The organism is Tenacibaculum sp. IB213877 (genome assembly GCF_034043975.1).
Classification (GTDB): domain Bacteria; phylum Bacteroidota; class Bacteroidia; order Flavobacteriales; family Flavobacteriaceae; genus Polaribacter.
The window spans coordinates 1-21,476 of record NZ_JAXCHH010000001.1 but is presented as its reverse complement, the minus strand read 5'-3'; the positions used below and the strand labels follow the sequence as shown (position 1 = coordinate 21,476).

Genomic DNA, 21,476 nt, shown 5'->3' with positions numbered 1-21,476 from the left:
AATTTTAACAAATGGCTAAAATCTGTTTAACGCCTTTTTAACAAGTTTTAACCGCTATTTAACACCTGTAATTTCATATTGAAATACGTATCTTTGTCTCCCTATGAATCTAACATTTTTTAAATATCAGGGTACAGGTAATGACTTTATTATGATTGATAATAGAGCAAAAACCTTTCCAAAATATAACACAAAAATTGTAAAAAAATTATGTGATCGTCATTTTGGTATTGGTGCAGATGGATTAATCTTGTTAGAAGATGATGAGCAAACCAATTTTAGAATGGTGTATTATAACGCCGATGGCAACGAAAGTACTATGTGTGGTAATGGAGGAAGATGTATAGTTGCCTTTGCCAAAAAGTTAGGCTTGTTTGAAACTGACACAACTTTTATGGCTATTGATGGTATACACCACGCTATACTTAAAGATGACATTGTGTCGTTACAAATGATTGACGTAGAAAAAGTTGACATTTTTCAAAGCTATATTTTTACTAACACAGGATCTCCTCATCATGTACAATTAGTCGATGATATTGAGAATTTTGATGTTTATAACGAAGGAAGAAAAATAAGACACGAAATTTACGGCACTGAAGGTAGCAATGTAAATTTTGTGAAAAATATTGATGATAACACTTATAGAGTTCGTACTTACGAACGAGGTGTAGAAGATGAAACCTTGGCATGTGGCACCGGCGTTACAGCTGTTGCATTGGCTATGCATAGTAGTAAAAAAACAAAAGCGAACACAATTAACATGTTGGTTGAAGGAGGAAAACTATCGGTTTCTTTTGAATACAATAATGGCAAGTATACTAACGTTCATCTTATCGGATCTGCTGAATTTGTTTTTTCAGGTAATATTGAAATTTAATGCAAACCTTATCAGGAAAACATATCAACTTACGCGCTTTAGAACCTGAAGACTTAGAGTTTTTATTTAAAACTGAAAATGATGAATCTTTTTGGGAGATCAGTCATACTCAAAAACCATTTTCAAAATTTTTACTTAAGCAATATCTTGAAAATAGTCATTTAGATATTTATGAGGCAAAACAACTTCGTTTAATTATTGAAGAAAACAAAGCTAACCAACCTATTGGTATGATTGATCTGTTTGATTTTGAACCACATCATAAACGTGCAGGTATTGGTATTTTAATTCATACCGATTTTCAAGGGAACGGTTTTGCTTCTGAAGCTATACAATTACTTGTAAAGTATAGTTTTTTACACTTACATTTGCATCAATTGTATGCTAATATTACTTCTGACAATGAAAAAAGTTTGTTATTATTTCAAAAACAAAATTTTAAAGAAGTAGGCATAAAGAAAGATTGGATTTTTAGCCACGGAAATTTTAAAGACGAAATTTTATTTCAATTAATTAATGAAAAATAAAATCATTTACATTGTAATCGGACTTCTAGTAGTCGGAGGTATTATAGGTTTAAATTTTTATCAAAAGATATACGGAAAAGCAGTTACACAAGACGCTAAAATCTATATCAAATCCAACTCTACTCTTGATGATGTTACCCAAGCTATAAGTCCGTACATAAAAAATACAGACAATTTTGAATGGGTTGCCAATAAAAAGAAATACAATACACCTAAAGGCGGCATGTACGTTCTAAAAAAAGGGATGAATTTGAACAGTTTGGTAAACATGCTAAGAATTGGAAACCAAACACCTATTAAAGTTTCTTTTAACAACCAAAATACTTTAGAAAATCTAGCCGGTAGAATTGCACAACAAGTTGAGGCTGATAGCTTGTCTTTATTATCTGCGATGAGAGATAGTGCTTTTTTAGCTGAAAATGATTTTAATGAAAAAACAGTTTTAGGTATGTATATTCCTAATCAGTATGAATTTTACTGGAATACTTCTGCCGAAAGCTTTAGAGACCGCATGCTAAAAGAATACAATAGATTTTGGAATACTACTCGATTAAACCAAGCAACAAAATTAGGTTTGACAGAAGGCCAGGTGATTGCTTTAGCTTCTATAGTTCAAAAAGAAACCGCTAAAAAAGATGAACGACCTTTAGTGGCAGGTTTATACTTAAATAGATTAAAAAGTGGCTGGCCTTTACAAGCAGATCCCACCATCATTTATTGTTTAAAAGAAAAATATGGTCAGGATACAGTTATTAAAAGAGTGTTGAATAAAGACCTAACTATAAACTCACCATACAACACTTATAAAAATATTGGTTTACCACCTTCTTTAATTGCAATGCCAGACGTAACTGCTATAGATGCAGTATTAAATCCGGCACAACATAATTACTATTATATGTGTGCTAGTGTTGAAAAGATTGGGTATCATGAATTTGCTACTTCTCTTTCGCAACACAACCGAAATGCGGCAAAATATCAACGCTGGATAAGTCAACAAGGAATAAATAGATAAATTTTAACAAATTTTTATTTACAATTTATTAACCTTAACCTAAACAATATAACACAAAAAACTCCGTTATAATGTTATATTGTTAAAAAAAACTGTTTTTTGCGTCTAACTTTTCAAACCTATTAAGATACAAAAAAAATAATTCTACCTAACATTAAGAATTTATTGTAACTTTGCCCCGCTGAACAGAAAGTAAATTGTTATCAGAAAATTAAAACTTTTATTAGGATTTATTATCTTAACAAGTTTTACAATTCATCCGAAGGAAAAAGAAAAAATTACTTCAAAAAGTTCTTCAGTAAAAAGCAACAATAACGTTGCAATCCCCTTTTTACAGAAAGATTTCGTTGGATTTAAAGAAGCTTTAGCTTTTAAAGAATCTCAAGGAAAGTACAGGATTGTAAACGAACTAGGATACTTAGGCAAATACCAATTTGGTAAAGGCACTTTACGAAGATTTAAAATTTATAACACCGAACATTTTTTGAAAAACCCTGAACTACAGGAAAGGGCTTTCACTGCACTATGTAAGGTAAACAAATGGATTCTTCGCAAAGACATTAAACGTTTTACAGGCAAAAGAATTAAAGGTATTACCATTACAGAATCTGGTATTTTAGCAGCTGCACATTTAGCTGGTGCTGGTAATGTAAAAAAATTCTTACGTTCTTACGGTAATTATCAATTTCAAGACGCTTTTGGTACTACAATTGAATCGTATTTAGAAGATTTTGGTGGTTTTGATGTTTCACACATCAAAGCAAACAGATTCGCTACGGTTTAAACCATGGTGTTTATTGATGAATGATAAATATTGCAGGTCGTTTGTGTAAATCTGGTTTTTCAGATTTCCACTCTTTTACTGTAAGTGTTTTAATATACTCGGTAGGGAGCGTAATATCACATGCTACACATACAAGTGTAGTAGGCTGTAATGTTGCTCGTAAATCATCAAGTAATTTTTCATTACGATAAGGAGTTTCTATGAATATTTGAGATTGGTCTTTCTCTTTAGATAATCGCTCAAGGTCTTTGATTGATTTTTTTCGTGTAGCTTTATCAATAGGTAAATATCCGTTAAACGCAAAGCTTTGGCCATTCATACCTGAAGCCATTATTGCCATTAATATAGATGAAGGACCAACTAACGGCACTACTTGTATTCCTTTTTGATGTGCTAATCTAACAACACTTGCACCAGGATCTGCCACAGCCGGAACACCCGCATCTGATAAAACGCCTATAGATATACCTTGCTCACAAACATCTAAATAATTTCGCACTTCCAACTCATCAGAGTACTTATCTAACAACATTAACTTTAAAGATGGTTGTGATTTGTTAGGTGTTATTTTTTTGATAAATCGTCTAGCTGATTTTTCATTCTCAACTATAAAATAATCTAACCTTTCTACTACTTTCTTAACTGAAAGTGGCATTACTTCTAAAGGTTCTGTATCTCCTAAAGTAGTAGGTATTAAATAGAGTTTTCCTCTCATTTGTCTATAATTTTAGAAGCAATGATTTCACACGCCTCATCTAACATATCAAACACATTATCAAACCCTTTATCTCCTCCGTAGTAAGGATCTGGCACACTTAAATTTGAGTTAGGCTCAGCTTCATTCAAAATCATTTTTACTTTTTGTGTATCTTCTTCTCCTCTACTCAAACTAATTATATTCCTGTAATTACTCTCATCCATCGCATAAATCCAATCAAAACTATCAAAATCAGCAATTAAAAACTGTCTTGATCGCTGATCGGTAATATCAATTCCTCTTTTTTTAGCAGTAGCGATAGAACGCGAATCAGGCAATTCTCCTTGATGATATCCTGAAGTACCAGCAGAATCAACAAAAACTTTAGCTGAATTTACTTTAGATTTTAAAATACCTTCGGCTAATGGCGAACGACAAATATTCCCCAAACAAACCATTAGTATTTTCATAATAAAAAGAATTAAAATGTAAGTTTTTTTGTTAAATCGTCTACGTATTTTCTAAACTGCTTGTCGGTTTCAGTTAAATTATCAACCGTTTTACACGCATGTAATACTGTAGCATGATCTCGCTGCCCTATTTGACTACCAATACTAGCTAAAGAAGACTTGGTCATACGCTTTGCAAAATACATAGCTAATTGACGTGCTTGTACCACATGTCTTTTTCTAGTTTTTGACTGCAACGTAGCTACATCCATATCAAAGTATTTAGATACTACTTTTTGAATGTATTCTACCGAAACTTCTTTCTTTGTATTTTTAACAAACTTATCTACAATCTGGCGTGCTAAATCTAGCGTGAATTCTTTTTTATTAAAAGATGCCTGAGCAATCATAGAAATGATAACCCCTTCCAACTCTCTAACGTTAGACTTAATGTTTTTTGCAATATATTCAACTATATCCTCTGGCATTTCTACTCCGTCTCTATATAATTTATTTTGAAGAATAGAAATACGTGTTTCATAATCAGGACTTTGCAATTCAGCAGATAGTCCCCATTTAAAACGAGATAATAATCGTTGCTCAATATCTTGCATATCTACAGGCGCTTTATCAGAAGTTAAAATTACCTGCTTTCCATTTTGATGCAAATGGTTAAATATATGGAAGAACACGTCTTGTGTTCCTGCTTTCCCTGATAAAAACTGAACATCATCAATAATCAACACATCAATCATTTGATAAAAATGAATAAAATCATTTCTTGTATTCGATTTTACTGAATCAATAAATTGTTGTGTAAATTTTTCAGATGAAATATATAAAACTGTCTTATCAGGATATTTATCTTTAATTTCAACACCAATAGCATGTGCTAAATGTGTTTTTCCTAACCCTACTCCTCCATAAACCAGTAACGGATTAAAAGATGTCCCTCCAGGTTTGTTAGCTACTGCCATACCTGCAGATCTTGCCAACCTGTTAGAGTCTCCTTCAACAAAATTGTTAAAATTATAATTTGGATTGAGTTGAGATTCTATTTTTACCTTTTGAAGTCCTGGAATTACAAATGGATTTTTTAATTCTCTTTTAGACTCAATAGGAACCGTAACTTTTTGCGGTTTTAGCGGGTTTCTGTTTGCACTAGGAATTTTAACTGTTTGTGGACTATTACTACTGTACGTATTTTCCATACGTACATCATAAATCAATTTAGCTTGCTCCCCTAATTCTCTCACCAAAGCCACTCGTAATAATTTGATATAGTGTTCTTCTAACCACTCATAAAAAAACTTACTTGGAACCTGAATGGTCAATGCCTCTCCCGATAATTTAATTGGTTTGATTGGTTCAAACCAAGTTTTATACGCTTGGGGTTTAATATTGTCTTTAATAAAAGACAAACATTGCATCCATACTGATTCAGCAGTTCTATTCATTTGTGGTATAACAGATGATTAATTTGGTTAATACTAGATGGAATTGGCATTCCACTTTCTCCCTGTACGGATGAACAAAAGTGTGAATAATTTTTAGTATAAAAAAATGAAAACGCTATTGATTTTTAATTATTTTTTATGTAAGATTCGCGTATTAAAAAAACAAAACTAACCTTGCATCAACATTCATCATCTTTTAGAGTCCGATACGCAGAAACCGATCAAATGGGAGTTGTGTACCACGGAAATTATGCACAATTCTTTGAAATTGGGCGTACAGAATGGCTTCGCTCTATGGGCGTTACGTACAAATATATGGAAAAAACAGGAATAATGTTACCCGTAATTTCACTGAGTTGTAAATATTTAAAATCTGCATTGTACGATGATGTTTTAACAGTAACTACGTACCTTAAAAAGAAGCCTGCTGTTAAAATTGAATTCGATTATGAAATCACCAATCAACATAACGAGCTTATTTGTACGGGCAATACCGTTTTAGCATTTATTAACAATACAACCAATCGACCAACTCGATGTCCGGAATATATACTTGATAAACTAAATTTTTAAAAAGAAGATTTAGTATTTTCACCTTTCAAAACACACACATGAAAATTTACACCAAAACAGGCGATAAAGGAACTACTTCATTATTTGGTGGTACTCGTGTACCCAAATATCATTTACGAATAGAAAGCTATGGTACTGTAGATGAACTAAATTCATATATAGGTTTGGTTCGTGACCAAGCAATAGACAATCATTCTAAAGAAAGTTTGCTGAAAATTCAAAATGAATTATTCACTTTAGGTGCCATGTTAGCTACTCCGCCTGAAAAAGAAACATTAAAAAATGGAAAAGAAAGATTGAATATTCCTAAAATAGATGCTAAATCTATTCAATTTTTAGAACATCAAATTGATGAAATGAATAACTCATTACCTGTTATGACACATTTTATTTTACCAGGAGGACATCAAACCGTGTCATTCTGTCATGTAGCTCGCTGTGTATGCCGTAGAGCTGAACGATTATCGGTTGCCTTACATGATGAGGAAGGTATAGACCCTAATATTATAATGTATTTAAACAGACTATCTGACTATCTTTTTGTATTGGCACGAAAGTTGACTAAATATTTGCAAGCAGAAGAGGTAAAATGGATACCTAATAAACTGTAAATAAGTTCTTTTTTTTAACAGACATGAGATTTATTAAAAAAAACTTGACTTTTTAAGTTTAAATTTTATTTTTGCAAGAAAATATATAAACTGATAAAGAAATGTATTGGACACTTGAATTAGCATCATATTTAGCAGATGCCCCTTGGCCAGCCACTAAAGACGAATTAATAGATTATGCTATTCGTACTGGAGCTCCTTTAGAAGTAGTAGAAAATTTACAAGAAATAGAGGATGAAGGTGATGCATATGATTCTATTATAGAGATTTGGCCAGATTATCCTACAGAAGAGGATTATCTTTGGAACGAAGACGAATACTAAACTAAAAATAAACATTAAAAAGTCTCATTTGAGGCTTTTTTTTTGTTTACTTTTAACCCCCTAAACTAATGACATAACCGATTCATCGGAAAATAATATACATAAAACATGAGCATTTTAAACTCTATTATAAAACTATTTGTAGGAGATAAACAAGAAAAAGATTTAAAAGAATTACAACCTATTATTACTAAAGTAAAAGCTTTTGAAGCAACTTTAGAAAACTTGACTCATGATGAGTTACGTGCTAAAACAATAGAATTTAAATCAAAAATCAAAGACGCTACAAAAACTTTCGACGAACAGATAGAAGTTTTAGAAGCCGAAGCAAAAACCGCACACATTGATCGTCAAGAAGATATTTATGCAGAAATAGATAAACTGAAAGACGAAGCGTACCAAGCCTCTGAAAATGTTTTATTAGATATTATGCCAGAAGCATTTGCAGTAGTAAAAGAGACTGCAAAACGTTTTGCTAACAATTCTGAACTTGAAGTAACCGCTACTCCATTTGACCGTGAATTATCGGCAGATAGAGAACACATTACTTTAGAGGATGATAAAGCTTTTTGGGCAAATTCTTGGGACGCTGCCGGTAAAGATGTTACTTGGGATATGATCCACTATGATGTTCAGTTAATAGGTGGTTCAGTTCTGCACCAAGGTAAAATTGCAGAAATGATGACAGGTGAAGGTAAAACCTTAGTTTCTACCCTACCTGTATACTTAAATGCTTTAAGTGGTAAAGGTGTACACGTTGTTACCGTTAACGATTACTTAGCTAAACGTGACCGTGCGTGGATGGCTCCAATTTTTGAATTTCATGGTTTAAGTACCGATTGTATTGATTTTCATCAACCAAACTCTGAAGCAAGAAGAAAAGCATACAATGCAGATATCACTTACGGAACCAATAACGAATTTGGTTTTGATTATTTGCGTGATAATATGGCTAGTTCTAAAGAAGATTTAGTACAGCGCGCTCCAAATTATGCTATTATTGATGAGGTAGATTCTGTTTTAATTGACGATGCTCGTACACCATTAATCATATCTGGTCCTGTACCACAAGGAGATCTTCATGAGTTTAATGAACTTAAACCTTTAGTTGCAGATTTAGTATCCTTACAAAGTAAGTATTTAGTGGGGGTTCTGGCAGAAGCTAAACGTTTGATTAAAGAAGGAGACACCAAAGAAGGTGGTTTCTTATTACTAAGAGTTTACCGAGGGCTTCCTAAAAATAAAGCATTAATCAAATTCTTATCACAAGAAGGTGTAAAGCAAATTCTTCAAAAAACAGAAAACTTCTACATGCAAGACAACAACAAGTTGATGCCGGAAGTTGATGCAGAGTTATGGTTTACCATTGAAGAAAAAAACAATCAAATAGATTTAACAGATAAAGGTATTGCACACTTATCTGATGTTACTAAAAACGATACTTTCTTCGTATTACCAAACATCAGTGTAAAAATTGGTGAAATTGATGCAAGTGATACTACTCCAGAAGAAAAAGCAGAGCTTAAAGAAGAATTATATCGTGACTTTAGTGTAAAAAGTGAACGTATACACACTATGAACCAACTTTTAAAGGCCTACACGGTGTTTGAAAAAGATGTAGAATATGTTGTGGTGGATAACAAGGTAATGATTGTTGATGAGCAAACAGGTCGTATTATGGACGGTCGTCGTTACTCTGACGGATTACACCAAGCTATCGAAGCAAAAGAAAATGTAAAGATTGAAGATGCAACGCAAACTTTTGCAACGGTAACCTTACAGAATTATTTCAGGATGTACCGCAAACTATCGGGTATGACAGGTACTGCTATTACTGAAGCTGGAGAGTTCTGGGAAATCTATAAGTTAGATGTAGTTGAAATTCCAACAAACAAACCTATCGCTCGTGATGATAAAGACGATTTAGTTTACAAAACTACGCGTGAAAAATACAATGCTGTAATTGAAGAAGTTGTTCAATTAGTAGAACAAGGACGCCCAGTATTAGTAGGTACAACTTCTGTTGAGATTTCAGAATTATTAGGAAGAATGTTACAAATGCGTAAAATTCCTCACAATATTCTGAATGCGAAATTACACAAAAAAGAAGCAGATATTGTTGCTGAAGCCGGTAAACCTGGTCAGGTAACCATTGCAACAAACATGGCAGGTCGTGGTACCGACATTAAATTATCTGATGAAGTAAAAGCCGCAGGTGGTTTAGCCATCATTGGTACAGAGCGTCATGATTCTCGTCGTGTAGACCGTCAGTTACGCGGTCGTGCAGGTCGTCAAGGAGATGTTGGTTCTTCTCAATTCTATGTAGCATTAGATGATAACCTAATGCGTTTATTTGGTTCTGACAGAATTGCTAAAATGATGGACAGAATGGGATTAAAAGAAGGTGAAGTTATTCAGCATTCAATGATCTCAAAATCAATTGAGCGTGCTCAGAAAAAAGTGGAAGAAAACAACTTTGGTATTCGTAAGCGTTTATTAGAATATGATGATGTAATGAATTCGCAACGTGAGTTTGTGTACAAACGTCGTCGTCATGCTTTAGATGGAAAACGTTTACAAATTGATATTGCAAACATGATTTATGATACTTGTAATTCAATTGTACAAGAAAACAAACCTACTAAAGATTTCCAAAATTTTGAGTTTGAGTTAATTCGTTTCTCTTCAATGACCTCTCCAGTAACTGAAGATGAATTCAACAGCTTATCTGAAAAGGAATTAACAGATAAGTTATACGAAATTGTAACCGATCATTACAAAGAAGATAAAGAAAGAAACGCTTCACAAGCATTCCCAGTTATCAAAAATGTATTTGAAAATGAAGGTGACAAATATGAGCGTATTGTAGTGCCGTTTACAGACGGAGCAAAAACCTTACGTGTAGTAACCAATTTAAAAGAAGCTTACGAAACAGAAGGACAATCGTTAGTAAATGACTTTGAAAAGAACATCACACTAGCCATTATTGATGAAAACTGGAAAGATCATTTACGTAAAATGGATGAATTAAAACAAACGGTTCAAAATGCAACCTATGAGCAAAAAGATCCGTTATTAATTTACAAGTTTGAAGCGTTTGAATTATTTCAACAAACTATTGACAAAGTAAATAAAGAAGTATTATCGTTCTTATTCAAAGGAAAACTTCCTGCGCAAGACGAATCTCAAATTTCTGAAGCTCGTGAACAAAAACGTGAGAAGTTAGACTTACGTAAAGATGAAGTTCAAAACTCAACACAACAAGCTATTAGCAATGCTCGCGGGCAACAAACCCAAGAACAACAAGTTGTTGAAACAGTAGTAAGAGAACAACCTAAAATTGGTCGTAATGAAAAAGTAACGATTAAAAACGTGATGAACGGTGAAGAAAAAGAAATGAAGTTTAAACAAGCCATTCCTTTATTAGAAAAAGGAACATGGGTGTTACACAACAAATAATCTTATAGAATATACTTTTTTAAAACCACTCAAAAATTTGAGTGGTTTTTTTATATTTAACACATGAAAAAGATTTTTTTAATACTCATATTCGCTCTTTCAATTTCACCTTTAACTTCACAAAATAAGGAATTAATAACTATAACAAACATCACTCCACCACCACCGCCCCTTATAGAATACGATTGGAAACAAATGATTGGATTTGGTTGTTCATCTAATGGAAGTTTAACCGCATTAGTTAAGAATTATAATTTATTACTAATAAAAAAGAAATATAAAAGAATTTGCAAAAATTTAAAATCAAACAATAAGGGCAAGCAATTTATGTCGGTTTTAATTTGTGATGAGCTAACAAAAAGAAAACTAATTAAACTAAGTATAAACCAAATCAACTTAATTAACAAAATAAAAAATTCAGATAAAATTGTACCTGTTTGCTCTGGTTGTACTTCTCCTGAAGAAGTTCCATTAAAAGTTCTTTTAGACACAACAAACTTGCACCCGATAAGAGAAAGAGCAAATTCATGGTTAAAAAACAATTCCGAATTGTGGTTTAAACCTAGATTTTAATTGATAAAGTTAAATTCAGAAATCACAACCTACATTAATTTTATTTACATAGATTTTACAAACTTCACTATTTAAAAACCTCCGCTTAACAATCTATTAATTAAAGCTTTACACTAACACCTAACATAAATCCTAACTTTGGGTAAATTAAACTGTAAAAGTTATCAGTACACGTACATTTTATACCGTTGTAACTACTCAAATTAAGGTTCTTTCCTTGATTCATAAACTAACCTACATTCTTAATCATGAAGAAGATAAAAAAAAGAAAACTGGACATTGTAGTAATTTCTGATGTTCATTTAGGCACTTTTGGTTGTAGAGCTTTTGAATTACACAATTACTTAAAAACCATCAATCCGAAAATACTTATTCTAAACGGAGATATTATTGATATTTGGCAGTTTAATAAACGGTACTTTCCAAAGGCTCACATGAAAGTTATCAAGCAACTCATGTCTTTTATCACTTCAGGAACAAAAGTCTATTACATTACCGGAAATCATGATGAAATGTTACGACGCTTCAAAGGCTTCCGTTTAGGTAGTTTTGAAATTGTGAATAAACTCGTGTTAGATATTGATGGTAAAAAAGGATGGTTTTTCCACGGTGATGTGTTTGATGTTACTATGCAACACTCCAAATGGTTAGCAAAACTAGGTGGTTTTGGTTACGACACGCTTATTATGATCAATACTGCGGTAAATTGGATGAGCGAACAATTGGGTTATGGGCGTTTATCTTTCAGTAAAAAAATTAAAAACGGCGTGAAGAGCGCGGTAAAGTTCATCAATAATTTTGAAACTACGGCTGCTGAAATTGCTATTGACAATCATTATGAATATGTAGTGTGCGGACATATACATCAACCAGAAATGAGAGTGATTCAAAATGAAAAAGGAGAAACTATTTATTTAAATTCCGGTGATTGGATTGAAAACCTTACTGCTTTAGAATACAGCAATTACCAATGGAAGTTGTATGAATATGAAAAAGATGAAATTGCACACAAAATAACCAATGATATTGAAGTAAATGATCTTGAATTGGTAAAAGCTGAACAAACCAATAGTCAGTTATTTGAAGAGTTGTTGATTGAGTTTAACATTCAAAAATTTTCTAAAAAATGAAAATTTTATACGCCATACAAGGAACCGGAAACGGGCACTCAAGTAGAGCTATTGAAATAGTACCCCATTTACAAAAACGTGCAGAAGTAGATGTATTAATTAGTGGCTATCAATGCGAACTTCAATTGCCTTTTGATGTAAAATATAAGTTATATGGTTTGAGCTTTATCTTCGGAAAAAAAGGTGGAATCGACCTTTGGAAAACCCTTCGGAAAACAAAAATCAAAAACCTATTAAAAGAAATAAAATCATTACCCGTAAAAGACTACGACTTGGTTATTAACGATTTTGAGCCTGTTTCTGCTTGGGCATGCAAATTAAAAAATGTTCCGCTTATATCTTTAAGTCATCAAAACGCAGTAGCAGATGATAACGCCCCAAAATACGGAACCTTTAAACTAGAGAAATTACTTTTAAAATATTATGCTCCTGCTAAAAACAAATTCGGATTTCACTTTAAAACCTATTCTTCTGCAACTTTCTTACCTATAATTAGAAAAGAAATTCGCCACAGAAACATTACCAATAAAGGACATTACACAGTATATTTACCTGCGTACGGAGATAAAAAACTACTCAAATTATTATCAACTTTTAAAGATGTTAAATGGGAAATTTTCTCCAAACATACACAACAATTTGAGCTGCATAACAACATCACCATTCGTCCTATTGATGGCAAAGACTTTATAAAAAGCATAGCTTCATCAAATGGCGTGTTATGTGGAGCTGGTTTTGAAACCCCTGCCGAAGCATTGTATTTACGTAAAAAACTAATGGTAATACCCATGAAAAATCAGTACGAACAACAATGCAATGCTTTAGCTTTAAAAGAAATGGGAGTTCCGGTATTGAAAAAACTCAACAAGAAACAGTTGTCAAAAATTGAAAAATGGTTAAAATCTAAAGAAACAGTCAAAGTTCAATACCCAGATGTTACCGAAGATATATTAGACGCACTTATTTTACCTTACTACAACGAATCTATTTTACCTGAAATTACCATTGGATAGGTTTCTTTCCTTTAGACACTAAAAATTGATTGGTTTGTGAAAAGTGCTTATTACCAAACCATTTATTTTTATTAGCACTTAAAGGTGATGGGTGACCATGTTTTAAAACAAGATGCTTATTCTCATCAATGTACTTTCCTTTCTTTTTAGCAAACTCTCCCCACAACAAAAAAACAACATCATTTTTTTCTTCTGATATTTTATTTATCACAAAATCTGTAAATAATTTCCATCCGCATTTCTTATGACTATTAGCCTTTCCTTTTCTTACAGTCAAAGTAGCATTCAACAATAACACGCCTTGTTTTGCCCATTTTGATAAGTCTCCAGACTTAGGATAAGGCACACCTAAATCTTTTTCTAATTCTTTAAAGATATTCACCAAAGATGGTGGATGTTTTATTTCGTTATGCACCGAAAAACATAAACCATTCGCTTGCCCTTCTCCATGATACGGATCTTGACCAATAATGACCACTTTCACATTATCAAAATCGCATAAATTAAATGCCGAAAATATATCTTCTTGTTTAGGATAACAGATGTTGTTTTCATACTCATCTTTCACAAAATCAGCTAGATTTGTAAAATACGCTTTCTCAAATTCGGGTTGTAAAATATGTTTCCAGCTTTCGGCAATATTTACTTGCATTATTTCTTATTTTTGTGCTCTCAAAAATAGGAATTTGAAAACGAATATTTCAGAAAAAACACTTCAAGATTTAGAATTTACAACGGTTTTACAACAGGTTGCAGAGTTTTGTATTTCTGATTTAGGGAAAGAAGAAGTGGCAAAAATTCACCCAATAGCCAGTAAAAAAAACTTGTTCTTTGAACTGAATTTGGTAAATGAATACTTGGCTTCTTTTCAAAATGAAAATCGCATTCCGAATCACGGATTTGAAAATATTTATGAAGCAATCAAACGCTTAGCCATTGAAAACAGTTATTTAGAAACGGATGCTTATTTAAAAATTGCTTCGGTTACAGATACTGTGAATGAGTTAAAAAAATTCCTTAAAAAATTCAACGAGTACTACCCTACGCTGTTTGAATTAAGTGAAAACATTGAGTTTACCACTTTTGTTTCAGATGCTATTAAAAAAATTATTACCTCTCATGGTGAAGTTGCTGATAATGCATCACCGGTTTTAAAACAAATACGAAAGGATATTAACAATGTTCGTGGTAAAATTTCGGAGAGTTTTTCTAGAGCTTTAAGTAAGAATATTGCTAGTGGTTATTTAGACGACATTAAAGAAACCATTATTGACAATCAACGCGTGTTGGCTGTTTTAGCTATGCATCGTAGAAAGGTGAAAGGAAGTTTATTGGGGTCGTCTAAATCGGGAAATATTGTTTACATAGCTCCTCAAGCTACACTTGCTTATAGTAGAGAATTACAGAATTTACTATATGAAGAAAAGCAAGAAGTAATTAAGATTTTACGTTCTTTAGCTGAAGAAATCAGACCATATACACCTCTTTTAAAAGAATATTTGATCTTCTTATCACATTTAGATGTAATTGGAGCAAAAGCTAAGTATGCTCGTGAGATAGATGCTTTGCTTCCGAAGATTTCTAAGCATAAAAAAGTGCTTTTTCGCGATGCTTATCATCCTATTTTATCAAGAAAAAATAAAAAACAAGGCATTGAAACCATTCCGCAGACCATTGAACTGAATGAAAAACAACAAATTATTGTTATTTCGGGTCCGAATGCGGGAGGAAAAAGTATTACACTTAAAACCATTGGTTTATTGCAATTAATGTTGCAAAGCGGATTGTTAATTCCGGTACACGAACGCAGTGAAACTACTATTTTCAGCACTATTTTAACGGATATTGGGGACAATCAATCCATAGAAAATCAACTGAGTACGTATAGTTATCGATTAAAAAACATGCGTTATTTCCTCAGAAAATGTAACGATAATACCTTATTTTTAATTGATGAATTTGGTACAGGTTCTGATCCGGAGTTAGGTGGAGCGTTAGCGGAGATTTTCTTAGAAGAGTTCTATGAGAAAAAAGCTTTCGGAATCATTACAACTCACTACGCAAACCTTAAAGTTTTAGCTAACGAGTTAGAAAACGTTACCAATGCTAATATGCAGTTTGATGAGCGAACTTTAGAACCTAAGTACAAACTATTTATTGGGCAAGCAGGAAGCTCTTTTACCTTTGAAGTGGCTCAAAAAAACGGAATTCCATATAGTTTAATCAATCGTGCTAAAAAACGTGTTGAGAGTGAAAAAGTGCGTTTAGACAAAACCATTTCCAAATTACAAAAAGAACGCAATAGATTACAAAAAACTTCAGATACTTTAGAAAAACAAAAATCTAAAGAGCAAGAAAAAATTGAAAGTTTACAAGAAACTGAGCAAAAAGTTCGTGAAAAATTAGAAGGTTTCCAAGAGTTATACGATAATAACCAACGTATGCTAACGCTTGGAAGAAAGATAAACGAACTTTTAAATAAATACTTCCAAACCAATAATAAAAAAGAATTATCGGCCAACTTCTTTAAATGGGTAGCTGCTGAAAAAACAAAGCACACTAAAAAGAATCCGCCTATAAAAAAGACAAAAACCGAGAAAAAACAAGATAAAGTAGCTGAACAAAAACAAAAAGACGCTATTAAAAAAGTAGAACAAGAAGTACTTAAAAAGGTTGTTGAAGTTAGAAAAGAAAAAGAAATTGAAGCTGAAAAAATAGCCAAGGCCAAGGCTGAATACATTTTTAGAGTGGGCGACCGAGTTCGATTAGAAGATGGAAATGCCGTAGGTACTATTGATAAAATTGAAAAGAAAAAAGCATTTATCAATTACGGTTTATTTACTACAGAAACTGTTTTGGAGAAGTTAGAATTAGTTCAGAAAGCCAAAAAATAAATTTCATACCAATCTTTTTCGTATTTTTAATCGGGCATGAAAAAGATTATTTTACATTTAATAAACCACAAAGGTTTAAAACAAATTGCTTTTAAATTTCAGTATGATACTGAAATTAAAGACCACATTAAAAAATTACCTCATTTACGTTGGAGCCAAACTCATAAAGCTTTTTACCTATCCCACACTAAAGAAAATATTCATTTAATTTTTCAGCATTTAAATAACACTCCGTGGTCTGTTATCAATAATTTACCAAAAGAGCATTTATTCTTGCCCGCTCTTACAGATGTACAAAAAGCAGAAATTGAAAAATTTACCCGTTGGCTTTCACAAAAAAGATTAAGTAACAACACCGTAAATACGTATACGGAAGTTACCATCTATTACTTGAGGTATTGTACTTTAAAAAAAATTGATTTTACTATTCCTAAAAGTATAGAAGCTTTTAATTATGATTTTATTGTGAGCAAAGAAAAATCTGTTTCGTATCAAAACCAGTGTATAAATGGCATCAAAAAATATTTGAATTATAAAGGTTTAGCTGTAGAAGAGTTGCAAATTATTAGACCTAAAAAGGACAAAAAATTACCCGAAGTATTAAGTTTAGAAGAAATAAAATTATTGCTTAGTAGTATTCAAAATCTTAAACATAAAACCTTGTTAAGTTTAATTTATTCAAGCGGTTTGCGTATTGGTGAAGCTATTAATTTAAAAGTGAATGATATTGACAGTACCAGAATGTTAATTCATATTAAAAGTGCTAAAGGTAAAAAAGACAGATATACTTTGTTATCGCATTCGTTTTTAACTCTTTTACGCACCTATTACAAAATCTACAAGCCTAAAAACTATTTATTTGAAGGACAGCATCATGAGCAATACTCACAAGTAAGTGCTCGTAAAGTTTTACATAAAGCTGTAACTAAAGCTAATATTAAAAAGCGAGTTACTTTACATACTTTACGACATAGTTTTGCTACTCATTTATTAGAATCTGGAACAGATATACGATATATACAAGAATTATTAGGACACAATAGCCCAAAAACAACAATGATTTACACACATGTTTCTAGTAATAAATTGGCGAATATTAAAAACCCTTTTGATAGTTTATAAAAAACAATTAGATTTGAGTTTTAAGAAAAAAAATAAGGATACCTAAAAAAGTGAAAAAGGTACGCTTATACCACCAAATAAGTAGTATAAGAGTATGAAAGGTATTCATATAAATAAGTTGTACCCAATTTAACCGAACTCAATCTGAATGTATAGTATCGAAGAAATAAAAGAAAATTACAAAGGATTTTCAGATTCAAAAATTGAGAATATTGCTCGGAATGAGTCTAAAGGATTACGAAAAGAAGTACTCGGAATTTTAAAAGAAGAAATCGAAAAAAGAAATTTAGACGAGAGACTTATAACTTGGGTAGATGCAGAAACCAATACGTTAACTGACTTTGAAAAGCAAACGCTGATTCGAAAGATAGAAAATTTAAAATGCCCAAATTGCGGACTAAAAGAAAGCAAATTAACTGGTCAGGAATTTAACACAATCGTTTCAGTAATCCTTTTTTGTAATGACACAACCGAAAACAGAATTCTATGCTTGAATTGTGGCAGAAATAAAAAAATAAAATCATTTCTAATAAATGTATTTGCTGGATGGTGGTCAAGACGTGGAATTTTATTAACGCCTTATACTTTGATAAAAGACACAATTAATCTCTTTTACAAAAAGAAAATTAACAATAGAATAATTGCAGAATTTATCGAACAAAATAATGGAATGTTCAGATTACACGGAACTGATGATGAAACTTTGTTCGGACTAATTTCCTGGCATAATAACGATTACGAAATTCTAGAAACAGAAGAGGAAAACAATAATGAATAAAAAACTGGGTACAACAATGTATAACCGCAATTACGGCGGATTCGACTACGTCCGAATCCACTCGGAATTGCTAACGCCAGTTCTTAACCGAAAATCATTAACTTTAAAACCGTAACTGACGGTTATACGAGACCGTTAGCTGTAAATTAAAATGAAAAACATCCTTTTCTTAATACCTATAGCATTAATATTGACTGTTAGACTTTTCAATTATCTACAAGAGTTGAAAGTTTCTAAAGAATCTGATGAAAAAATGAATCAGAATAGAAAAAATGAAATTAAAAAACTCCTTGAAAACAGAAAAGTAAGAACAAATAATCAGATTTTTGATGAAGATGAGTTTTGGGAAATTGTAACTGAAATAAGAATTAAAAGTAAAAATTCATATAAAGTTTTTATAGACCTATTTAAAGATAAACTCCTGAATTTTGACCCAAACAAACTTATTGAAATAGATAACCTTTTAATGAATTTTTATCAGAAATATTTGACTAAAGAAATTATTGGTGCTTCACAAATTATTTTTAAGAGTTCAGATATAAACTATACATTTCTCTTAATGAATTACTTAATTTCAAAAAATCAAGTAGTGTTTAAGAACACTTGTATTAATGAAGAACTTATTGACAAACTAAAAATTGAGAATTTAGTATTTACAACGATGAATGATATAATAGGAGACTGTTATTATCTTTCAACGAGAGAACTAATCCCAAAACCAGATATTGAAAATAGATCGACAAAATATCCTGAGAAATTTTATGAAGAAGAGGATTTACCTAATGTTTTTCCAAATTTATGGATGGAATACGCGTAAAATCTACAGCTAACATAGGCTATAATTAATACGGGTTTTGGTGTTTAATCCAAAGTTTAGTGTATTTTTATAGTGTCGTCAAATCATTTTGATTTGACTTTTGAATAAGAAAAGATAAAAAGCAAACAAAATGCTTCGTCTTAGTGCTAAATAGGAAAGCATCCGCTTCCCTATTCCCGCACTAATCATAGCCGAAGCCGTTGGCAGTAATATAAAATGAAAAAAGACGGAATAAATATCATTGGTTACGTTGAACAGAAATTTTCAAAGCCAAGGCCTGTTTCATATTCAAATGGAAATGGATTTGAACTAAAGTTTTCAGAAGAAAATGAAATTAGAATGGGTCTATGGGCGAGTGACTTATCAATCTTTAAGAACGAACAAAACGTTTCAAGTCAATTATTGACCAAAAACTTTTTAGCGACTGTCCCGAATAATTATGACCCGTTCTCCTATAGTGGTAGATACTGTCTAATTCCGACTTGTCCTATTCTTGGCAACCCTTCTCTAATTATCATAGACACCGAAAATTTAACAAAAGAAGAATTGAACATAAAAGGAGCTTTAATGAGTAATCAATTTGCTCCTAATTCAGAAACAGTCTTAATCTCAGGTTACACAAAAATCTTTCTTTTTGATTGTAGAAGCAACGAATCGGCAGAAATTGAGATACCATATAAACCAAATGAAATTGACCATTCATACTGGATTGACTCCGTTACAATTAGATTAATGGTTTCACCTAGAACCGACAGAGTTCAAAGAATATTAAACTATAATACTGACACTAAAGAATATGAGACTTTTGAGATTATTTCTCCAAGTGAAGTATTTGGTTTTGAACCTTTGGAAGAAATCGTTAAATCGGACAACTTCTGTATGTTCAATGCAAAAGGATATTCATCTGCCGCAGTTGGTAGACTTCTAAACCAATGGACATTTATCAATTTTGACACTGAATCAAACCTGTATAATCTAAGAACAAACGTTCCTGTTTCTGGTATCTTCTACAGTAAAAATTGGAAAATGAAAGGAATAAAGACAATTCAACAGGATGTGGAGTTTAACTTCAATGAAAAAGGAATAAGTGGAAAAGAAAATACTACTGCCAACATTGGCTATACGGCAATGGCGGATGAAGTGGAAGAAGAAAAGTCAGGAGTCAAATCAAACATTTGGTCAAAACTGAAACGTATGTGGTCTTAAACCGCCACTGCGCATAGCCGAAACCGTTGTGCGTCATTTAACAGAAAATGAAAAAATATCTATACTATCCAAATTTAGAACCGCCTAACACTGAATGGCTAAAGTTTTCTCTGCTATATCTCGAGAAATTTGAAAGTATAGTTCCGTACAATCGTCAACATTTGATTTCGGACAATTATAGACAGATTTCAAATGAAACAGATTTAGTTGAACTTTATCCACCAACATATCAACAAGGAGAAAGAGCTTCGGAAAAAGCGATATGGCAAGCGGAAAGAATTTTAGAAAGACCTTATAGAACAAGTGGCAGGTTTAACAGGATAAACCTGTACAGAGATTGGACAAATAGAGCAAATTGGAACTATCAAATATTCTCTGAAAAATTTTCTTATCAGTTTGGGCAGTTTTGCGTAGAAAATAGAATTGGACAACAAAACGTAGACGGACTATTATTGCCCAAAGAATTGGCCTTTATGTTTATGACACATTTGGCTCAAGAAATTTCATATGAAAGAGATGGTTCAATAATAACAGACAATCGTGAATTTGATAATTACACGAACTATTCGAGAGTATTTCGTCCGTCAGTAAGGAAAAGACACGAATTCATTAAAGGAATACTGAATTTACAAGTTCCAGAAAATATTTCGGAAATAAGCTTTGATAGATTAATTGAATTTAGAAATAAAAACAGAGAACGAATTTCAGAATTTAATAGACAAATTGAACTCGTTGAAGATTCTATTGGCAACGGACTAACTGAACAAAATTTCATTGATAGCTTTAATAATGCTAATAAAGAATTAATGGAACAAATTTTATTACTTGGCACAAGGGCTTCAATGATACCACTTGCAACTTATATGCTAATAAGCGACCCAAATGCGTTGAGTGAAGAGTATGCAAGAAATATTCTAACTTCTCTTGGAATTGGATTAGGTGGATATTTTGCGGTTAAGAAATCTTTGATTAATACTCAAAGTAAAAGAAGTTGTAAAAAGTATTTGACTAACGTATCATTATTAAAATAAAAAAAACGAACGCACAACAATGGTAACCGTTGCACAAGTGTGTAAAAACCAAAAATATTAGATTAAAACAAGCCTTTTTAGGGCTTGTTTTTTTATAGATGACTAAATGATGGTCTAAATTTAGAAGGCTTTATTCT

21 protein-coding genes are annotated in these 21,476 nt (G+C 32.0%); 17 read left to right on the top strand and 4 right to left on the bottom strand.

The genetic code is table 11. From position 1 onward, the window contains the following. Positions 1 to 103 precede the first annotated feature (103 nt). The 4 genes from dapF (at position 104) to SLH33_RS00090 (ending at position 3,206) form a co-directional block, all read left to right on the top strand. The gene (gene dapF, locus SLH33_RS00105; protein ID WP_320417020.1) at positions 104 to 880 is read left to right on the top strand and encodes a diaminopimelate epimerase; all 777 of its coding nucleotides are present in this window, start codon (positions 104 to 106) and stop codon (positions 878 to 880) included. Then, the gene (locus SLH33_RS00100; RefSeq protein ID WP_320417019.1) at positions 880 to 1,407 is read left to right on the top strand and encodes a GNAT family protein; all 528 of its coding nucleotides are present in this window, start codon (positions 880 to 882) and stop codon (positions 1,405 to 1,407) included. The genes dapF and SLH33_RS00100 overlap by 1 nt, the downstream gene beginning before the upstream one ends. Continuing rightward, positions 1,397 to 2,422 (top strand): endolytic transglycosylase MltG, encoded by a 1,026-nt coding sequence (gene mltG / locus SLH33_RS00095; protein ID WP_320417018.1) that lies wholly within the window; start codon positions 1,397 to 1,399, stop codon positions 2,420 to 2,422. Before SLH33_RS00100 ends, mltG begins: the two co-directional genes overlap by 11 nt. Positions 2,423 to 2,699: 277 nt before the next feature. Further along, positions 2,700 to 3,206 (top strand): peptidoglycan-binding protein LysM, encoded by a 507-nt coding sequence (locus SLH33_RS00090; RefSeq protein ID WP_320417551.1) that lies wholly within the window; start codon positions 2,700 to 2,702, stop codon positions 3,204 to 3,206. Positions 3,207 to 3,216: 10 nt separating this feature from the next. Here SLH33_RS00090 and SLH33_RS00085 read toward each other — a convergent pair whose 3' ends face one another. From SLH33_RS00085 to dnaA, 3 genes are read right to left on the bottom strand one after another with little or no spacing between them, the layout of a single operon-like run. After that, the gene (locus SLH33_RS00085; RefSeq protein ID WP_320417017.1) at positions 3,217 to 3,921 is read right to left on the bottom strand and encodes an SAM-dependent methyltransferase; all 705 of its coding nucleotides are present in this window, start codon (positions 3,919 to 3,921) and stop codon (positions 3,217 to 3,219) included. Then, positions 3,918 to 4,373 (bottom strand): low molecular weight protein-tyrosine-phosphatase, encoded by a 456-nt coding sequence (locus tag SLH33_RS00080; protein ID WP_320417016.1) that lies wholly within the window; start codon positions 4,371 to 4,373, stop codon positions 3,918 to 3,920. Before SLH33_RS00080 ends, SLH33_RS00085 begins: the two co-directional genes overlap by 4 nt. An 11-nt stretch (positions 4,374 to 4,384) precedes the next feature. After that, positions 4,385 to 5,809, bottom strand: coding sequence for a chromosomal replication initiator protein DnaA (dnaA, locus tag SLH33_RS00075; RefSeq protein WP_320417015.1), 1,425 nt, complete (start codon positions 5,807 to 5,809; stop codon positions 4,385 to 4,387). A gap of 174 nt (positions 5,810 to 5,983) precedes the next feature. On the opposite strand from dnaA, the gene SLH33_RS00070 reads away from it, so the two are divergent. The 7 genes from SLH33_RS00070 (at position 5,984) to SLH33_RS00040 (ending at position 13,491) form a co-directional block, all read left to right on the top strand. Continuing rightward, positions 5,984 to 6,382 carry a thioesterase family protein gene (locus tag SLH33_RS00070; RefSeq protein WP_320417014.1) on the top strand — a complete coding sequence of 133 codons (399 nt, stop codon included), beginning with the start codon at positions 5,984 to 5,986 and terminating at the stop codon, positions 6,380 to 6,382. Positions 6,383 to 6,420: 38 nt separating this feature from the next. Next, complete coding sequence (locus SLH33_RS00065) at positions 6,421 to 6,993, top strand: cob(I)yrinic acid a,c-diamide adenosyltransferase (RefSeq protein WP_320417013.1); 573 nt, start codon at positions 6,421 to 6,423, stop codon at positions 6,991 to 6,993. A 101-nt stretch (positions 6,994 to 7,094) separates the two neighbouring features. Further along, the gene (locus tag SLH33_RS00060; RefSeq protein WP_320417012.1) at positions 7,095 to 7,316 is read left to right on the top strand and encodes a DUF2795 domain-containing protein; all 222 of its coding nucleotides are present in this window, start codon (positions 7,095 to 7,097) and stop codon (positions 7,314 to 7,316) included. A gap of 108 nt (positions 7,317 to 7,424) precedes the next feature. Further along, the gene (secA, locus tag SLH33_RS00055) at positions 7,425 to 10,775 is read left to right on the top strand and encodes a preprotein translocase subunit SecA (RefSeq protein WP_320417011.1); all 3,351 of its coding nucleotides are present in this window, start codon (positions 7,425 to 7,427) and stop codon (positions 10,773 to 10,775) included. A 63-nt stretch (positions 10,776 to 10,838) separates the two neighbouring features. Then, on the top strand, positions 10,839 to 11,348 hold the full coding sequence (locus tag SLH33_RS00050) for a hypothetical protein (protein ID WP_320417010.1): 510 nt from the start codon (positions 10,839 to 10,841) through the stop codon (positions 11,346 to 11,348). A gap of 248 nt (positions 11,349 to 11,596) precedes the next feature. Next, entirely contained in the window at positions 11,597 to 12,478 is an 882-nt protein-coding gene (locus SLH33_RS00045; protein ID WP_413818247.1) for a UDP-2,3-diacylglucosamine diphosphatase, read from the top strand. Further along, complete coding sequence (locus tag SLH33_RS00040) at positions 12,475 to 13,491, top strand: glycosyltransferase family protein (protein WP_320417009.1); 1,017 nt, start codon at positions 12,475 to 12,477, stop codon at positions 13,489 to 13,491. Before SLH33_RS00045 ends, SLH33_RS00040 begins: the two co-directional genes overlap by 4 nt. On the opposite strand, the gene SLH33_RS00035 is transcribed toward SLH33_RS00040, so the two are convergent. Continuing rightward, the gene (locus SLH33_RS00035) at positions 13,478 to 14,143 is read right to left on the bottom strand and encodes a uracil-DNA glycosylase (protein WP_320417008.1); all 666 of its coding nucleotides are present in this window, start codon (positions 14,141 to 14,143) and stop codon (positions 13,478 to 13,480) included. The genes SLH33_RS00040 and SLH33_RS00035 overlap by 14 nt on opposite strands. Positions 14,144 to 14,177: 34 nt before the next feature. Here SLH33_RS00035 and SLH33_RS00030 point away from each other — a divergent pair, with 34 nt between their 5' ends. From SLH33_RS00030 to SLH33_RS00005, 6 genes are all read left to right on the top strand, one after another. Next, entirely contained in the window at positions 14,178 to 16,385 is a 2,208-nt protein-coding gene (locus SLH33_RS00030) for an endonuclease MutS2 (RefSeq protein ID WP_320417007.1), read from the top strand. 36 nt (positions 16,386 to 16,421) lie between these two features. Continuing rightward, a complete protein-coding gene (locus SLH33_RS00025; protein WP_320417006.1) occupies positions 16,422 to 17,507 on the top strand; it encodes a tyrosine-type recombinase/integrase in 1,086 nt (361 codons plus the stop codon). Positions 17,508 to 17,655: 148 nt separating this feature from the next. Further along, positions 17,656 to 18,285 carry a hypothetical protein gene (locus tag SLH33_RS00020; RefSeq protein ID WP_320417005.1) on the top strand — a complete coding sequence of 210 codons (630 nt, stop codon included), beginning with the start codon at positions 17,656 to 17,658 and terminating at the stop codon, positions 18,283 to 18,285. Between the two features lie 151 nt (positions 18,286 to 18,436). Beyond that, positions 18,437 to 19,102, top strand: a complete 666-nt coding sequence (locus SLH33_RS00015; protein WP_320417004.1) for a DUF4240 domain-containing protein — start codon at positions 18,437 to 18,439, stop codon at positions 19,100 to 19,102. A 339-nt stretch (positions 19,103 to 19,441) separates the two neighbouring features. After that, on the top strand, positions 19,442 to 20,308 hold the full coding sequence (locus SLH33_RS00010; RefSeq protein WP_320417003.1) for a hypothetical protein: 867 nt from the start codon (positions 19,442 to 19,444) through the stop codon (positions 20,306 to 20,308). Between the two features lie 47 nt (positions 20,309 to 20,355). Continuing rightward, positions 20,356 to 21,339: a hypothetical protein gene (locus SLH33_RS00005; protein ID WP_320417002.1), complete on the top strand. Its 984-nt coding sequence runs from the start codon at positions 20,356 to 20,358 to the stop codon at positions 21,337 to 21,339. Positions 21,340 to 21,476: the final 137 nt, after the last annotated feature.

What these genes read in the sequence shown, in the direction of transcription:
- SLH33_RS00005 (WP_320417002.1), top strand. Translation starts at nt 20,356, where the DNA reads ATGAAAAAATATCTATACTATCCAAATTTAGAACCGCCTAACACTGAA.
- SLH33_RS00025 (WP_320417006.1), top strand. Translation starts at nt 16,422, where the DNA reads ATGAAAAAGATTATTTTACATTTAATAAACCACAAAGGTTTAAAACAA.
- secA (WP_320417011.1), top strand. Translation starts at nt 7,425, where the DNA reads ATGAGCATTTTAAACTCTATTATAAAACTATTTGTAGGAGATAAACAA.
- dnaA (WP_320417015.1), bottom strand. Translation starts at nt 5,809, where the DNA reads ATGAATAGAACTGCTGAATCAGTATGGATGCAATGTTTGTCTTTTATT.
- SLH33_RS00060 (WP_320417012.1), top strand. Translation starts at nt 7,095, where the DNA reads ATGTATTGGACACTTGAATTAGCATCATATTTAGCAGATGCCCCTTGG.
- SLH33_RS00015 (WP_320417004.1), top strand. Translation starts at nt 18,437, where the DNA reads ATGAAAAACATCCTTTTCTTAATACCTATAGCATTAATATTGACTGTT.
- SLH33_RS00050 (WP_320417010.1), top strand. Translation starts at nt 10,839, where the DNA reads ATGAAAAAGATTTTTTTAATACTCATATTCGCTCTTTCAATTTCACCT.
- dapF (WP_320417020.1), top strand. Translation starts at nt 104, where the DNA reads ATGAATCTAACATTTTTTAAATATCAGGGTACAGGTAATGACTTTATT.
- SLH33_RS00035 (WP_320417008.1), bottom strand. Translation starts at nt 14,143, where the DNA reads ATGCAAGTAAATATTGCCGAAAGCTGGAAACATATTTTACAACCCGAA.
- SLH33_RS00040 (WP_320417009.1), top strand. Translation starts at nt 12,475, where the DNA reads ATGAAAATTTTATACGCCATACAAGGAACCGGAAACGGGCACTCAAGT.
- SLH33_RS00085 (WP_320417017.1), bottom strand. Translation starts at nt 3,921, where the DNA reads ATGAGAGGAAAACTCTATTTAATACCTACTACTTTAGGAGATACAGAA.
- mltG (WP_320417018.1), top strand. Translation starts at nt 1,397, where the DNA reads ATGAAAAATAAAATCATTTACATTGTAATCGGACTTCTAGTAGTCGGA.
- SLH33_RS00065 (WP_320417013.1), top strand. Translation starts at nt 6,421, where the DNA reads ATGAAAATTTACACCAAAACAGGCGATAAAGGAACTACTTCATTATTT.
- SLH33_RS00045 (WP_413818247.1), top strand. Translation starts at nt 11,597, where the DNA reads ATGAAGAAGATAAAAAAAAGAAAACTGGACATTGTAGTAATTTCTGAT.
- SLH33_RS00020 (WP_320417005.1), top strand. Translation starts at nt 17,656, where the DNA reads ATGTATAGTATCGAAGAAATAAAAGAAAATTACAAAGGATTTTCAGAT.
- SLH33_RS00010 (WP_320417003.1), top strand. Translation starts at nt 19,442, where the DNA reads ATGGGTCTATGGGCGAGTGACTTATCAATCTTTAAGAACGAACAAAAC.
- SLH33_RS00080 (WP_320417016.1), bottom strand. Translation starts at nt 4,373, where the DNA reads ATGAAAATACTAATGGTTTGTTTGGGGAATATTTGTCGTTCGCCATTA.
- SLH33_RS00100 (WP_320417019.1), top strand. Translation starts at nt 880, where the DNA reads ATGCAAACCTTATCAGGAAAACATATCAACTTACGCGCTTTAGAACCT.